Origin of the sequence: Herpetosiphon gulosus (assembly GCF_039545135.1) — a bacterium.
GTDB classification, from domain to species: domain Bacteria; phylum Chloroflexota; class Chloroflexia; order Chloroflexales; family Herpetosiphonaceae; genus Herpetosiphon; species Herpetosiphon gulosus.
In genome coordinates, this window is record NZ_BAABRU010000019.1 from 51,022 (window position 1) to 66,559 (window position 15,538).

The window sequence follows — 15,538 nt, forward strand, 5'->3', positions numbered from 1 at the left end:
TCAAAAAAAAGCCCATTGCCTGGAGGGCAATGAGCCGATGGATATCAGCACATCGGTATCATAATACCGCAATAATGCTTAATGTGCTGAGAATTAACATCAAATAGACTGCCAATCGCCAAGTATAGAGGGAAATCGATTGGCTACTAGCTGGAACTTGCAGCATATGGGCTTCCCCCAGCACTAGTGCAAGTGCTCCAACGACACACAACATCACCATAAGTGTGATTTGCATAGGACACCTCCTTGCGGGAACTGCCGCCAGATGGATGTTGCAGCAGCTATACGCCCCAAATCAAAAAGGTGTTTCAAACTTCGGCCATATAACAAGCCAAAGCGCGGCGCAAGGTGGGGTAGGCTTGTTGCAAATAGCCATACACGGTGTCGGGGCTAATTCCCAACGAGCATGAGGCCTCTTGGGCAGTCATTCCTTGCAAATAACACAAATTGATCGCCATGCGTTGGCGAGTTGGCAGTGTTTCCAGTGCTGCATAAATATATTGGCTTAATTCAGCCGAAAGCGTTGCATCGCCCAAATCGCCAACACTCATTCGCTCATCCAGTTCATTCAAGTTGGTTTGGGGTCGTTGGCGACGGCGATAATCAAGCGCAGCATTAATCGTAATCCGATGCAGCCATGTGCCGAGGCTACTACGGCCTTCAAAGCGATTAATATGCTCAGCAGCACGAATAAAACTCTCTTGCACAATATCATCAGCTTCATCATCGGAGTAAACATAGCGCCGAGCTAAGCGTTGCAGCTGTGGTGCGAAGGTTTGTAAAAAATAATTAAAGGCCGCATCGTCGCGCTGGCGCAACCCAGCAACCAGACTAGCTTCATTTAATTCTTGGCTGCTAGGTTGAAAAGCAAGCATCACAACAGTCCTTCGCTAGGAATAATCAGCAATCTATAGGCTCAATTCAGCGGTGTTGCAACTTTAGCACAAGCGCCTGCTAAGCCCCGTATCCAAGAACACGACTTTTGGATAGACCCATGAGTAACATAGGTTCAGCCCAAAATAGCGCAATAGTCCTAGGTTAAAAAAGGCCTAGTTAGGTGGATCGTAAGCCGATTCGTGATAGGCTTAATCCTATACCATTCAGTGGACTAATTGGGGATTCATTGAACGGTTGCAATTTAATAGGAGGCGATGTCATGCGACGACGCATTCGTTGGCTACTGTTAATCGGTGGAGTTGTTGGCCTCGGTTTGGCGGTTGGAATTGGCTGGTGGCAACGCGATCAACCAGCAGTTAAGCTCAATCGAACGCTCGTTCAAGATCAAGCTGGCAATATTCAACTGATCGATAGTCATAATCAATCATTAACCTTGACCAACGATGCCTCATCAATCGTGCAATATATTCAGGTTACGCCTGCGCCCGATGGCCAACACGTAGCCTATATTCAACTAACGCCCACGGTGATCGAAATTCGGGTACAAGCCTTCGATGGCAGCCCCGCTCGCACAGTTTTCAGCGATTTCAACCTGCGCCCGTTTTATCTTTACTGGTCGCCCAATAGCCAAATGCTGGCCTTTTTAGCGTCGGGCACAACCATGGAATTGTATGTTGTGCCCGCTGATGGCTCGGAAGTAGCGCATAAAGTGCGTGATGGTCAACCATCGTATTTCGCTTGGAAACCCGATAGCAGCGCTTTGCTGTTGCACACTGGCGGCGGCACTCCGGTTGGCAACACAGCAGTCCACTCAGTTCAATCCAAAGATTTAACCTTTTTCAAGGAAACTGCTGGCGATTTTCAAGCTCCTGCTTGGAATGCTGATGGCTCGGCTCGGGTGGTGGTGGTGGCTGATGGCGAGATCAATCAACTGATGAAGATTGATCAGGCGGGGCAACAAGCCTTGAGCGAACCAACCAGCGATGGCTTTATGTTTGTGCTTTCGCCCGACCGTGCCAAAGTGGCCTACCAAACCTTTGGCCTGCAAACCCGCTCAGGCTTGATGATTCAAACAATTGCCACAGGCAAAAGCCAAAGTTTTGAAACTGCGCGTCCATTGGCATTTTTCTGGTCGCCTGATGGGCATTCGGTGGCCTTGTTGGTTGCCGATGCTCGCCCACGCGGCCCCAGCGGCGATGCAGGCATTATCAAGGTCAGTCGCCAAACTCAAACTGGGGTGCAAGTGCATTGGGAAGTCCTGAATGTCGAATCAGGCCAAGTTAAACGGCTTAAATCGTTTGCGCCAAGTGGGCCTTTTTTGAATGTATTGCCCTACTTTGACCAATATGCCGCCTCGTTAACCTTCTGGTCGAGCGATAGCCAATATCTGCTCAACAATAGCAGCGACGGGGTTTGGCAAATTCATGTTGAAACAGGCGCAGAACAGCAACTTACGACAGGAGCATTTGGGGTTGCCGTGCCGTGAGCCACTAGACTTGATTCTGGTAGCGATGCTATAATCGCCATGCAGGCCAGTGGTCATGAGGGAGCCACTGATCGCTACCAGCAATCCCCTCGTTGAGATTTGATGATGCGTCGAATTATCATGAGTACGCTAACCTTGCTAGCGCTAAGTTTATTGCCACGCGCTGCATCGGCCCATGAGTTGTGTTTCAATCAGGCCACCGAATATTGTCTGAATGATCCGTTTGCTGACTATTGGGAAGAAAATGGGGCTTTGCCAGTTTTTGGTTATCCAATTAGTGCGGCAACTGCACAAAGTGACCATAGCTTACAATGGACAGAGCGCCATCGGCTCGAAGCATGGCCAGCCAATGCCAATACACCCTATGAAGTGCAGTTGGGCCTAATCGGCAAAGAACGCTTGGCCTTGCTCAATCGCCAACCAGAAGCACCCGAATCAGGCCCAATTGATGGTTGTTTATGGTTTGCCGAAACTGGCCACAACGTTTGTGATCAAACTTCAAGTGCCGGATTTAAACAATATTGGCAAAATCATGGCTTGGCAGTGCCAGGCTTGGATCGTTATGCTCGCTCATTACAACTATTTGGCTTACCACTGACCACGCCTCAAATGGAAACCAATGCCAATGGCGATACGGTGATGACCCAATGGTTTGAACGGGCACGTTTCGAGTGGCATCCCAATAATCCCGATGAATTTAAAGTGCTGCTAGGCTTGTTGGGTAAAGAAGTTTTTCAACCAATTATCGAGCCACAGCCAACGCCGATTCCAACCCCAATCCCAACCCCAGAACCACAGCGTTGTACAGCGGTTTTTCCGGCTCCTAGTGTAATTAGCCTTGCTGAAACCTGTGTGGCGGGCGGCTCATTATTTGCGGTTTCAGGCAAATTCGAGCCAAATCAAACAATGTTTGCCTATGTAACTCAACCTAATGGCGAAGTAATAACCTTTCCAGTGGTCATTGGCAATAGCCGAAGCCAAACCGATGGAACATTTTCGCTGGTTGGGGCATTACCAGCCAATGCCAAACCGGGGGTTTATGGAATTACCGTTGAAGGTGGACGCTCAAGCGGGGTAGCCTACTTTGAACTCTATACTCCTGCTCAAACTCCAACAACCGATTATGGTGTTGTTCCCGCTTCATCGCCCAATGGCTACGCCTACCCTGATACTGGCCCAATTGGCCAAGTATTCCATTATGGTGCTTATGGCTTTGAGCAAAATTCAATCGTATCAGTCTATATTACGGCTCCTAACGGCTCAATTAGTACTGCACGATTCAAGGTAACCGTTGATGGCGATGGTAATGCTGGACGTGATGTCGCGTTCCGTACCAACAATCTTGATCTCGTAGGGATTTACGCCATCACGTTTGAAACCACTGATCAACAATATAAAGTAACCATCTATCACCGAATTACGCTCTAAATTTAGAGCCACAATCACCTAAACGAGTGATTTGCCACCGCTAGAGAAGTTGATCTCTAGCGGTTGGATTTTAGTTTTAGCCTGTTACGACTTTGCCCTAGGCCTCAACTTAGCGAAAATACCAACGTAATGCTCGTTGCAACAGTGGCTTTTCGAGCCAGCGGGTAAACGAGCGTTGAGCAGTCATTTTGAGGCCTTGCGAGCGGGTTGGATAAACATTAATCAAGCCACCTAACTTAGATGCGCTTACGCCTGTACCCATCGCCAGCACTGCTGCATTGATCATATCGCCAGCGCCTTGGCCGATAATATGCACGCCGACGATTTGCTCTTTGCGGCCAACCGCCAAAATTTTGATAAAGCCTTGAGTTGAATCCTCGGTACGAGCACGGTCGTTGGCACTCCACGGCAACTCATATACCCGCAAACTACTGCCATACTTGGCCCGCGCTTGGTCTTCATTCAAGCCCACATGGCCTACCTCGGGATCGGTAAAGGTCGCCCAAGGCACTAATTCGTATTTCATGGCGCTTTGGCCTGGAAAAAGTGCATTGCGCAGCACCAAACCTGCTTCTTGGGCTGCTACATGGGTAAATTGATAGCGCCCAATCACATCGCCACAGGCAAACACCCGTGGGTTACTGGTGCGCAAATATTGGTCAACATGAATCCGCTGTTCGGGGTCATACAAAATGCCTGCTGCATCCAAACCTAAATTATGGAGATTTGGAGTACGACCCGCCGCGACTAAAATTGCGTCAGCAACGATGGTTTGGGGTTCGTTAGTGGCAGTTTGAATCGTGAGCTGTTTTGCGTCAGCCTGAAGTTCGACTTTGAGGGTTTTGGTGTTGAGGTAAATTTGCAAGCCCTCGGCTTTAAGCGCTTGAGCCAAAGCCGCGCCCATGGCATGATCATCTTTGGGCAACAGCCGTGGGCCTTGTTGAATAATTGTCACTTCTGCTCCCAAGCGAAACAGTGCTTGACCTAGCTCACAGCCAATCGGCCCACCACCAAGCACAACAATCCGCTTAGGCAATTGTTCTAACAAAAACACATCTTCGTTGGTAAGATAGCCCGCCTCGGCCAAACCCGGGATGGTCGGAATTTTGGGATGCGAGCCAGTCGCGATGCAAAAGTGCTTAGCCCGCAGCAATTCGCCATTAACTTCGACAGTTTGATCATCATAAAAACGCGCACGACCTTCGATCACCCGTGCACCTGCTTGGTGCAGCACCTCAGGCGCATCGTCGTGTTGATAAATTTGCTGTTGCACCGAATGCACATAGCCCATCACCGCAGCAAAATCGATACTTGGCTGGGCGGTAATCCCATAACGGGCAGCGGTTGCCGTTGTATGGGCAATTTTGGCAGCGTGAATTAAGCTTTTACTGGGCACACAGCCAGTCCAAGTACAATCGCCACCGAGCTTATTGGCCTCGATTACGGTAATTTTTGCCCCCAACGAAGCGCCAAATTTTGCAAAGGTAATCCCCGCCGAGCCGCCACCAATTACCAGTAAATCGTCCATGCATGCTCCTTATATCGAGGGATCAGGGGCCAGGGGTCAGTAATCCACGCAGGATACAAAAATCGAAACCGCGAAGATCGCGAAGATCGCAAAGCATTTAAACCCAGAAATGTATCGTCCAAACCCCGCCCCCCAACAACCGATCCCCAAACTTTATGTTCTATGCTCTTTACTATACTGCCACACTTGCCAAGCAATTCTAAACGATTGCGAAATATTTATTGGCTATTGACGTTTCCAACCAATCTCCGATAGCCACCCTCATCCCTTATCCCTTATCCCTTATCCCTCATCCCTCATCCCTCATACTTTATACTGCGCCGTGTTATGTTATAATCAACGCCAATGCATGTCGCCATTCCCCACGCGTTGCGGGTGACATGGTTTTTGGGGAGCTACAGATACACTTTTATTTTAGGAGGGTTCCTCCCATGAACAAACGCATGATTGCGTTCATGATGCTGTTGGTCTTGATGATTCCGGTGTTGGCTGCTTGTGGCACCGAAACCGCTGCAACCACAGCTCCAGCGGCTACCGCCACCACCGAAGCAGCTGCTCCAACGGCAACTGCTGCTGCCGAAGTAACCGCTAGCCCAGCCACCGAAGCAACCGCTGTGGCAACCGCTGCGGCAACCGCCGAAGCAACCACCGGTGCTAGCAACCCGAGCGACATCAAAATCGGTTTGGTTACCGACGTTGGTAAAGTCGATGACGGTACCTTCAACCAATTCGCTTTCGAAGGCTTGAAACGCGCCGAAACCGAACTCGGCGTGAAGATCGACTACATCGAAACCATCGATCCAAAAGACTACGAAAAGAACATCGAACAATTCGCTAGCCAAGGCTATGATTTGATCATCGGCGTAGGCTTCTTGATGGGCGATGCAATCAAAGCCGCTGCTTCAAAATACCCTGACTTGAAGTTTGCCATTGTTGACTTCGCTTACGAACCAGCATTAACAAACGTCAAGGGCTTGGTCTTCTCAGAAGATGAATCAGCCTTTATCGCTGGCGCTTTGGCCGCAATGGTTTCAAAGAGCGGCAAAATCGGTGCTGTTGGCGGTAAGGAACAAGTTCCTGCGGTCAAGAAGTTTGTGCTTGGTTACGAAGCTGGCGCTAAATACGTCAACGCCGACATCCAAGTCAGCAAAGTTTACATCGACTCATTCACCGACCCAACCGCTGGCGGCGAAGCTGCTAAAACCCAAATCGCTGAAGGCGCAGACGTAATCTTCGGTGCTGGTGGCCAAACTGGCTCAGGCGCAATCAAGACCGCTGCCGATAACAATGTCTTCGTGATTGGCGTTGACCAAGACGAATACAACACCACCTTCAAAAAAGGCCCAGCCCCAATGTTGATCACCAGCGCTATGAAGCGCGTTGACAACGCTGTGTTCGATGTGGTCAAGGAAGTTGTCGATGGCACCTTCGCTGGTGGCTTGTACTTGGGCAACGCTGCAAACGGCGGGATCGACTACGCTCCATTCCACGATGCTGAATCAGCCTTGCCAGCCGACGCTAAAGCCAAACTTGACGAAATCAAGAAGGGCTTGGCCGATGGCACGATTACCACTGGCGTTACCTTGAACTAATTGTTGCCGCAAGGCACAACCCCGTGGAAGGGCTGCGTTCGTCATGACGCAGCCCTTCTACTTTTTGTGTGGTATTATCAGCATATACAGCACAGCAACTCGAACAACCCGGGACACGTTTTGCCACCGTCTGGCAGCCAACAGCGTGGTTGTTCTGCATATTTGAGGCAATGCTGCCTCTTTGATTAACTAGGAGTCTTGTGTGACAGCGAACGTCGTACCTGCGTTGGAAGTCCGCAATATCACCAAGCAATTCCCCGGGGTTTTGGCCAACGACCAGATCTCTTTTACCCTACTCCCCGGTGAAATCCACGCCTTCCTTGGTGAAAATGGCGCGGGTAAATCCACCCTCATGAACATCTTGTACGGCTTGTATGACCCCGATCAAGGCGAGATTTTGATCAACGGCAAATTGGCCAAGATCAAAAATCCGGCTGATGCGATTCGGCTTGGTTTAGGCATGGTACACCAAGAATATGCGCTCGTTGATACCCTAACGGTCACCGAGAACATTATTCTGGGCACTGAATTGCGCAATGGTCCGATTCTCAATGCCAAAGAAGCCAGTCAACGGGTGCGCGAGCTTTCCGAGCAATATGGCTTGGCCGTACCACCCGATGCCATCGTCGGCGATTTACCGGTCGGTGTGCAGCAACGGGTCGAAATTTTGAAGGCGCTCTATCGCAATGTCAATATGTTGATTCTCGATGAACCAACTGCCGTATTGACTCCCCAAGAGGCCGATGACCTTTTTCGGGTTATGCGTGAATTGGCCGATCAGGGCAAGGCGCTGATTTTTATTACTCACAAATTACGTGAAGTGCGCGAAGTTGCCGACCGAATTACGGTGTTGCGCCGTGGTAAGGTTGTCGGCGACGCAGACCCCAAAACTGCCAGCGAAGGTCAATTAGCCGCGCTGATGGTTGGTCGCGATGTTGTCTTGAAAGTTGACAAAACTACGGCCAATCCTGGCGATGCGGTATTGAAAGTTCGCAACCTCAAACTACGCGATGAGCGTGGCATAACCGTGCTTGATGATGTCTCGCTCGATGTCCATGCTGGCGAGGTTTTGGGAATTGCAGGGGTGCAAGGCAACGGCCAAACTGAGTTGGTTGAGGCGATTACAGGCTTACAGCATTTGCCAACTGGCTCAATTGAGTTACTGGGCAAAGATATTACCAATCGCCCGCCGCGCTCAATTACTGAACAAGGTGTCGCCTACATTCCCGAAGATCGCAAAGGCACAGGCTTGGTGCTTGGCTATAGCATCCGCGATAATTTGGTGCTTTCAACCTATTACAAAGCACCATTTACCAAAGGCTTGACCTTCAACGATGCGGCAATCGACGAAAATGCCAAAGAACTGATTGAAACTTTTGATGTGCGCACACCCAGCGCCACTACCACTGCTGGTTCGCTGTCAGGTGGTAATCAACAAAAAATTATTGTGGCGCGTGAATTTACCCGCGAAAACCGCTTGCTGATTGCTTCACAACCGACGCGCGGGATTGACGTTGGCTCGATTGAATTTATTCACAACCAAATTATTAAACAGCGCGATGCAGGGCTAGCGGTCTTATTGGTTTCGGCAGAGCTTGATGAAGTGCTGGCCTTAGCCGACCGCGTTGCTGTGATGTACCACGGCAAGATTGTTGGCATTCTCCCGATTGCCGAAGCTACGCGCGAGCGTGTTGGCCTGTTGATGGCCGGTATTCAGGAGCAACCCAATGGCAAATGAGCAACAAGCCCCCGCTGAGACCCAAAAACCCGCCGAACCCAAGCCCACCAAACCTAGCTTGCCTTGGCTTAGTGAAGCAATCGTGCCGCTCTTGGCAATTCTAACGGCGGTCTTGATCGGCGCAGTGATCGTCTTTATTTCAATTCCCAGCAATAAGCTGCCAGCCTTTGATCTGAGCTTGTATGGCAGCCGCAGCGATTGGTTTTTCAGCACCTTGCCCGAACGTTTACGGGTAACGCTGAGTGCCTTCACTGGTTTGTTCTCAGGCGCATTTGGCGATTGGAGCAAACCAAGCACAATTCCAGGTGCAATCAGCAATACCCTAGTTGAATCAACGCCCTACATTTTGGCTGGTTTGGCCGTGGCAGTCACCTTTAAGGCTGGCTTGTTCAATGTTGGCGCTGAAGGTCAATTGTTGATGGGCGCACTTGGTAGCGTCGCTGTTGCCGCTTTTATGCCCCAATGGTTCGGCGTTGCCTCACTACCAGCGATTATTCACTTGCCAGCAGCTTTGCTGGCGGGGGTATTGGCTGGCGCAATGTGGGGGATTATTCCAGGCTATCTCAGGGCCAAAACTGGAGCGCATGAAGTTATTACGACAATCATGCTCAACTATATTGCCCTGCAAATTATGGATTATCTGATCAACGGCGTGATGAAAGATAAAAGCGCCACCCTGCAACGCACGCCCTTCATCCACGAAAATGCTGCCTTGCCGCGGATTGTCAGTAAAGCTACTGACCCAAGTTTAACGGGTGGGCAAGCCTATCCGCGTTTATTTACAACCACCGACAGCGCTTGGGATCTACGGATTCACATGGGGATTGTGATTGCATTTCTCATGGTTGGCCTAATTTGGTGGTTGATGAATCGCACACCCAAAGGCTTTGAAATCAAAACCGTGGGCGAAAACCCCGAAGCCGCCCGCTATGCTGGCATGAATATCACTGGCACGGTGGTTGGAGCAATGGGCATTTCAGGCGCGTTGGCGGGCTTGGCTGGCACAAGTCAAGTAATTGGCTTGGAATATAACCTCAAGGCCGTGTTCTCCAGTGGCTTGGGCTTCGATAGTTTGGCAATTGCCTTGCTCGCCAAGAGTAATCCAATTGCGATTGTTCCGGCAGCGCTGTTCTGGGGCGCGTTACGCACGGGCGCAGGCGCGATGCAAATTAACACGGGGATTTCAATCAACCTGATCAACATTATTCAAGCTTTAGTGATTATGTTTATTGCTGCCGACCAAATTGTGCGCTGGATTTATCGTATCAAGCAAGCTGAAGGTGGCAAAATCACGTTTAACCGTAGCTGGGGTAAGTAGCGCCAGCGCCGTCGCTCTTGAATTTTTTAACCTTTACGGTGGATTTGTATGAAATTTACACGCGCACGCGGGGTTGGCCTGCTCGGGATTTTCATCGCGATTGTCCTGATTTTTGCAGTCAATAACAGCCTCGGCAATAAAATCACTGAAAAAAGCAAAATCCAATCAATTTGGGGTTTTACTAGCACGATTCGAATTCCCGATAGTGCCAAAATGAAGGAAGATCCCAAAGCACCGCCAGTCGCCGCGATCGAACTGCCCACCATGATCACGATTAGCTTGATCTGTGGGGCATTAGTGTTAGCAGGTGGCTCGCTGATCGCCAAGAATCCTGAACGCGGTTGGGTTGCTCCGTATATGAGCAGCGTAATTGCCCTTGGTTTCTTTTCGATTTTGCTCTGGGCGGTCGCCAACAACAGCGTTGACCTCTCGGATACACTCTCGCGGGTGGTGCGGCTTGGCACACCAATCGCAATTGGGGCACTGGCAGGGATCGTCTGTGAGCGCTCAGGTGTGGTCAATATCGGGATCGAAGGCATGATGTTGACGGCAGCCTGTTTTGGCTATGCTGCTGCCGCGATCTCAGCCCGCGCAATCTATGGCGATGCCTTGCCCGAAAGTGCCGTCAGAGGTGTCGTTTGGATGCCCTTGATCATCGGAATTTTGGGCGCAATCGTAACTGGCGGCATGATGGCTGCCTTGCATGCTTGGCTCTCAATTCGCTTCAAAGTTGACCAAGTAATCAGCGGTACGGTGATCAATATTATGGCAGTTGGGATTACCGGTTTTACCCGCACCAACTTTTTGCTCAAATTTGAATCGCCCTTGCGAACAGGCTTGCCGCAAATGCCACTTGGGCCGTTGGCCGATATCCCATTGCTTGGACCGATTCTGTTTGATCACAAACCAATCACCTATTTGATGATTCTGATGGTGTTTGGCCTAAACTTCTTCCTGTTTCGCACGGTTTGGGGCTTGCGAACCCGCGCAATCGGCGAACACCCCAAAGCTGCCGATACCGTCGGGATCAACGTCAATCGCATGCGTTATCGCAACGTAATTATTGGCGGGATGATCGCTGGGGTAGCAGGGGCTTGGTTCTCACTAGAAGGCTCGTTTGGCTTTGACGATGGCATGACCAGTGGTCAAGGTTTTATCTCATTGGCCGCGATGATCTTCGGCAAGTGGAATCCAATTGGAGCCTTTGGTGGCTCGTTGCTCTTCTCATCTGCCGATGCCTTGCAGCTCAAAGTACAGGCCTATAGCTTCGATTTGCCATCGCAATTTATGCAAATGTTGCCGTATGTGGTAACGCTAATTGTATTAGCTGGGGTGATTGGCCGCGCCCGACCACCAGCCGCCTCGGGCAAAGTGTACGAAAAATAAGCAGCCTTTGCGCAACCTTGTTCAATGCCATTCCGTAGCAACGCGGAGTGGCATTGGCGTTTAAGTGCATTGTTCTTGCTCTTCTCAGCAGCCAAGCCATCGTCTATACTAGGTTTGTAACTCAATTTTGTGTGTTCTTGGAGGTATTTTGTGAGCAATCAACCACCATATGGTCAACAACCGCAGCAACCAGGCTATCCACCGCAACAACCGTATGGTCAACAACCAGGCTACCCACCACAACAGCCAGGTTACCCGCCGTATGGTCAACAGCCCTATGGTTACCCACCACAACCTCAAAAGCGCGGCGGTTGTCTCAAATTTGGGATTATTGGATCGCTTGTCTTATTGTTGCTTTGTGGGATTGGGGGTTATTTCATATTCAAAAGCACGGTTGGGGATGCTACGGCAACCGTTGATAACTTTATGAAGGCCGGGGTTGCTAATGATTTCAACGCCGCCAAAGCCCTGGTGGATAGCAGCGTGCTCCCCGATGCTGAACTCGAAGGTTTATTGAGCCAACGTGAGCTATTTGAAGGCTATACAGGCCTTGGCGCGATACCAAGTAACACCAGTGCCAATAGCAATACCGGCGAAGCAGCAACCCTTGATATGACCGGAGCACTCAATTATTCAAGTGGTTCGGGAACCTACACCGTAAAAATGATTCGCGTCGGTTCAGATTGGGTTATTCAAGGCATTCGAATCCGCCGTAATTAATACCTCAAGCTTAGCCAAGCCCTCGCTGATTGAGGGCTTGGCCAAGTCAATTCAGCCTCACAACCTAGCCAAAATTCAATAATTCCAATCCTCAAACGTTGATTTAATGAGTCACGCTGGATCATTGGGAGTTTGCTATGTCGTCTAGGTCGATTAACCGCCGGTTATTGGTGCTTCAAGCAGGCTGGACAGTCGCTCAAGCCCAATTATTGCTCGCCCATAGCCAAGCCGAATATGTGGTTATTCAGCGCACTGAGCCGCAAACCTATTGGTATGTTTACCGACTCGAAGTTGTCCAAAAAGACTTAAGTCCCCATCACCCCGATGTTGCGATCTATCTAGCACTTAATTTGCAAGAAACTTCAGCCAGCCCCACCCTCAACAGCAATCAACTTGAAAATGCTGAATATCTGAGTGTTGTGCTTGACGATCAGCACCATTTGCAAGGCGTAATCAATCCCAGTGCTCAAGCCAAAGGCACAGAATTCGATCCGTTCTTCAAGGCTTATCCCTCAGTCGTAGCCCCAAATCATGCCCAACTTAACCAAGCCTTTGATCTAGCGGTGGGCTTTCGCGATACGCCTGATGCAGGCTTAATCGGCGGCCATAACCCGATTGTCATTCATGGCTTGCAAGTTGATGAGCAGTGCACGATTATGCTCAGCGGCGATGGCTTACAATTTGATCGTGAGCAAGCCGAATTGGCCTTTGACATGCAGGCCACGCTGTTTTTCAAGGCCACGCCAACCCGCACAGGCCGCTGTATGATGTATGTCGATTACTATCGGCAACGCCAATTGGTGGGCCATGCCGAGCGGGTTGTGTTGGTCGATAGCAACGCCGAGCCAGAGCCTAGCGACGCTAGCCCGTTTGATTTTGGCTCAACTCCGGTTGATCTGCTGATCAACCTGCGGCGCGATGGCGATACGTTCAAATGGACGGCAATGCCCCATGATCAAGCCTTTACGCCAGTGCACAATTTGCCGAGCCAGCAAGCCTTATCCGAGCAGGCCGCCCAAAATTGCGCCGTCGATCTGTTGGGTGCGGCGGTCAATCCAAGTTTATTGTTGGCGCAACGCGAACTTGAAGCCCTTGCCAGCGATCTAGGCCAATTTGTGCCAAGCCCAATTTGGCAATTACACAGTGATTTAGCCCAGAAATTGCAGCGCCCACTAACAGTTTTGCTGCGCAGTAACGATTTATCTTTGCCTTGGGAATTGGCGATGGTCGAAGCACCCTTGTTAGCTGGCGATCAGCCGCTGTATTGGGCCGCCCAAACCCATTTTGCCCGCTGGTATATTCACCCACAAGTCAGTCCAATGCCGCCCGATCAACTCAACATTAGCCAAATTAGTGCCATCGCCTCACGCTATGGCTGGGATTCAGGCCAAGCTGAATTGGTGCACGCCGTTGATGAACAAACCATGCTGCAAACCCAATGGCAAACCCAAGCCTACGAAGCCACGATTCAGGCGCTTGATCCATTGTTGAGTCAAGCCACAACCCAAACTGGCCATCTTTTACATTTTGCAGTCCATGGCCGCAGCCAACCCAATGCTCGCATTCAAGAAATTATCTTGGCCGATAATAATGCGATTTCGGCCAAAGCTTTGGTTGGCAACACTCGCCGCCGCCCACCCCAATTTAGCTTTGTGTTTATCAATGCCTGCCAAGTTGCCACCCCAGGCCAGAGCTTAGGCCAAGCAGCAGGCTTCCCCGCCGAAATTCTCAAAAGTGGCGCTGCGGGTTTTGTTGCACCGTTGTGGGAAGCTGATGATCAAGCAGCCGGAAGCTTCGCTGCCCAATTTTATAGCCAAGCTTTTCAAGCCCAACCGTTGGGCGCAATTTTGCAACAATATCGCCTAAGTTATGTGGCCAATAGCACCACCACCCGCCTTGCCTATATCTTTTACGGCCATCCAGCCTTGCGTTTGGCCTATTCGAGCAAAGGAGCAACCCATGCCCAACAACCAAGTGCGGCTTGATGGCAGCAGCCAAGCCCATGAAGTTGCCCCAAATTATCGGATTATTGCCCAAGGCATCACTGGCAATGCCGCCGTACCAAGCCAAGAGCCACGACGGGGTGAGGCGGGCGCTGGCGTGATCAAAGGTTTGGATTTGGCATTAATCAGCACCGAAAGCAAATTAGCCCAAACCTTCACCCTCGATCTTGAGAGCAGCCTGCCACCCCCACCCGGTGCCATGCGCGGCAGCAGCGATTTTGTGCTGCAAACTCCTGATTTTGGCAGCAATACAGCCCAAGCGGTGCTGTATACCGATCAAGCGACTGGCTATAGTCAATGGATTTTCCCTGAGCCAAGCCCAAATCCAGCAACGCAACGCCGAGGCGGAGCTAGCGTTACCTATCGCTTACCACGTGAGCCAATCGTACCGCTACCGCCAGCACCAGGCGAAGATGCTCGCCGTGGCGGCGTGATCAAAGCAATTCGCAAGGTTGTGCGGGTGATTGCATGGAAAACCGATGAATTGATTGGCAACACGCTTGAGGCAATTATTAGCAAGTGGGAATCGGTCAAACGCGCTTATGGCTGGCAAAACTTACCGCTGAATGATACCAATCCGGTTGATTGGTCACGGATGCAAACTGGCCGTAGTTTGTTGTTGATTCATGGTACATTTAGCAGCGCAACTGGAGCCTTTGCAGCCTTGCCCAACGAAACCATTGGGCGCTTGCAGCAAATCTACAATGGGCGCTTATTTGCCTTCAATCACCCTTCGCTGAGTGTCTCGCCCCAGGCTAATATTGACGAATTGCTCAAAACCATGCCCAATAACCTCGAACTCGATGTCATTACCCACAGTCGTGGCGGCTTGGTTGGGCGCGAATTACTCAGTCGGACACAGCAGGGCGTTCCATTACGAGTGCGCAAAATGGTCATGGTGGCTTGCCCCAACCGTGGCACGCCCTTAGCTGATGGCGAACACTGGCTAACCATGCTTGATCGCTATACCTCGCTGTTGGCCGATTTGCCCGATACCAGCGCCAGCGTGATTATGGAAGGTATTTTGACGGTTGTGAAATTAATTGGCCATGCTGGCTTGCGCAAATTACCGGGCCTTGCCGCGATGACTCCCAAAAATACCTATTTACAACAACTCAACACTGGGCAGCCCGGCCAAACTCAAATCTATGCCATGGTCGCCGATTACCAACCCAACGACCCGAATTGGATCAAGCGTTTTATGCGCCAACAAGGCAATAAATTGATCGACCATTTCTTTGGCGAGGCCAATGATGGAGTTGTGCCAACAGCGGGGGGCTACCAAGGCAACAGCGATGGTAGCGGCTGGTCAATTCCTAGCGAACGCCGCATTCTATTTGATACCGACAAACGGATCAATCACAGCAGTTTCTTTGGTAATCCAGCGGTTAACCAGCAATTAGTCGAATGGCTCAGGTAAAAGCAGAAGTCAAAAATCAAAA

At 50.5% G+C, this 15,538-nt stretch carries 12 protein-coding genes; 9 read left to right on the plus strand and 3 right to left on the minus strand.

All coding sequences use genetic code 11. The annotated features are described in order from the left end of the window. Positions 1 to 58 precede the first annotated feature (58 nt). Both ABEB26_RS21340 and ABEB26_RS21345 read right to left on the minus strand, forming a co-directional pair. The gene (locus ABEB26_RS21340; RefSeq protein WP_345724102.1) at positions 59 to 235 is read right to left on the minus strand and encodes a hypothetical protein; all 177 of its coding nucleotides are present in this window, start codon (positions 233 to 235) and stop codon (positions 59 to 61) included. Between the two features lie 73 nt (positions 236 to 308). Next, positions 309 to 875 (minus strand): RNA polymerase sigma factor, encoded by a 567-nt coding sequence (locus tag ABEB26_RS21345; protein ID WP_345724103.1) that lies wholly within the window; start codon positions 873 to 875, stop codon positions 309 to 311. Between the two features lie 281 nt (positions 876 to 1,156). Here ABEB26_RS21345 and ABEB26_RS21350 point away from each other — a divergent pair, with 281 nt between their 5' ends. Further along, positions 1,157 to 2,383 carry a TolB-like translocation protein gene (locus tag ABEB26_RS21350; protein WP_345724104.1) on the plus strand — a complete coding sequence of 409 codons (1,227 nt, stop codon included), beginning with the start codon at positions 1,157 to 1,159 and terminating at the stop codon, positions 2,381 to 2,383. Between the two features lie 120 nt (positions 2,384 to 2,503). Further along, positions 2,504 to 3,811, plus strand: coding sequence for a hypothetical protein (locus ABEB26_RS21355; protein ID WP_345724105.1), 1,308 nt, complete (start codon positions 2,504 to 2,506; stop codon positions 3,809 to 3,811). A 109-nt stretch (positions 3,812 to 3,920) separates the two neighbouring features. Here ABEB26_RS21355 and ABEB26_RS21360 read toward each other — a convergent pair whose 3' ends face one another. Next, the gene (locus ABEB26_RS21360; RefSeq protein WP_345724107.1) at positions 3,921 to 5,339 is read right to left on the minus strand and encodes a dihydrolipoyl dehydrogenase family protein; all 1,419 of its coding nucleotides are present in this window, start codon (positions 5,337 to 5,339) and stop codon (positions 3,921 to 3,923) included. A gap of 431 nt (positions 5,340 to 5,770) precedes the next feature. Between ABEB26_RS21360 and ABEB26_RS21365 the strand changes: the two genes are divergently transcribed. The 7 genes from ABEB26_RS21365 to ABEB26_RS21395 all read left to right on the plus strand — a co-directional run bounded on the left by ABEB26_RS21365 (position 5,771) and on the right by ABEB26_RS21395 (position 15,516). After that, positions 5,771 to 6,931, plus strand: coding sequence for a BMP family lipoprotein (locus tag ABEB26_RS21365; RefSeq protein WP_345724108.1), 1,161 nt, complete (start codon positions 5,771 to 5,773; stop codon positions 6,929 to 6,931). A 202-nt stretch (positions 6,932 to 7,133) separates the two neighbouring features. Next, positions 7,134 to 8,669 (plus strand): ABC transporter ATP-binding protein, encoded by a 1,536-nt coding sequence (locus tag ABEB26_RS21370; RefSeq protein ID WP_345724109.1) that lies wholly within the window; start codon positions 7,134 to 7,136, stop codon positions 8,667 to 8,669. Next, positions 8,659 to 9,987, plus strand: a complete 1,329-nt coding sequence (locus tag ABEB26_RS21375; protein ID WP_345724110.1) for an ABC transporter permease — start codon at positions 8,659 to 8,661, stop codon at positions 9,985 to 9,987. Before ABEB26_RS21370 ends, ABEB26_RS21375 begins: the two co-directional genes overlap by 11 nt. A gap of 48 nt (positions 9,988 to 10,035) precedes the next feature. Continuing rightward, a complete protein-coding gene (locus ABEB26_RS21380; protein WP_345724111.1) occupies positions 10,036 to 11,373 on the plus strand; it encodes an ABC transporter permease in 1,338 nt (445 codons plus the stop codon). A gap of 150 nt (positions 11,374 to 11,523) precedes the next feature. Beyond that, positions 11,524 to 12,093 (plus strand): hypothetical protein, encoded by a 570-nt coding sequence (locus ABEB26_RS21385; RefSeq protein WP_345724112.1) that lies wholly within the window; start codon positions 11,524 to 11,526, stop codon positions 12,091 to 12,093. Between the two features lie 137 nt (positions 12,094 to 12,230). Then, positions 12,231 to 14,078 carry a TCAD7 domain-containing protein gene (locus ABEB26_RS21390; protein WP_345724113.1) on the plus strand — a complete coding sequence of 616 codons (1,848 nt, stop codon included), beginning with the start codon at positions 12,231 to 12,233 and terminating at the stop codon, positions 14,076 to 14,078. After that, positions 14,053 to 15,516 carry an esterase/lipase family protein gene (locus tag ABEB26_RS21395; protein WP_345724114.1) on the plus strand — a complete coding sequence of 488 codons (1,464 nt, stop codon included), beginning with the start codon at positions 14,053 to 14,055 and terminating at the stop codon, positions 15,514 to 15,516. Before ABEB26_RS21390 ends, ABEB26_RS21395 begins: the two co-directional genes overlap by 26 nt. The last annotated feature ends 22 nt before the right edge of the window (positions 15,517 to 15,538 follow it).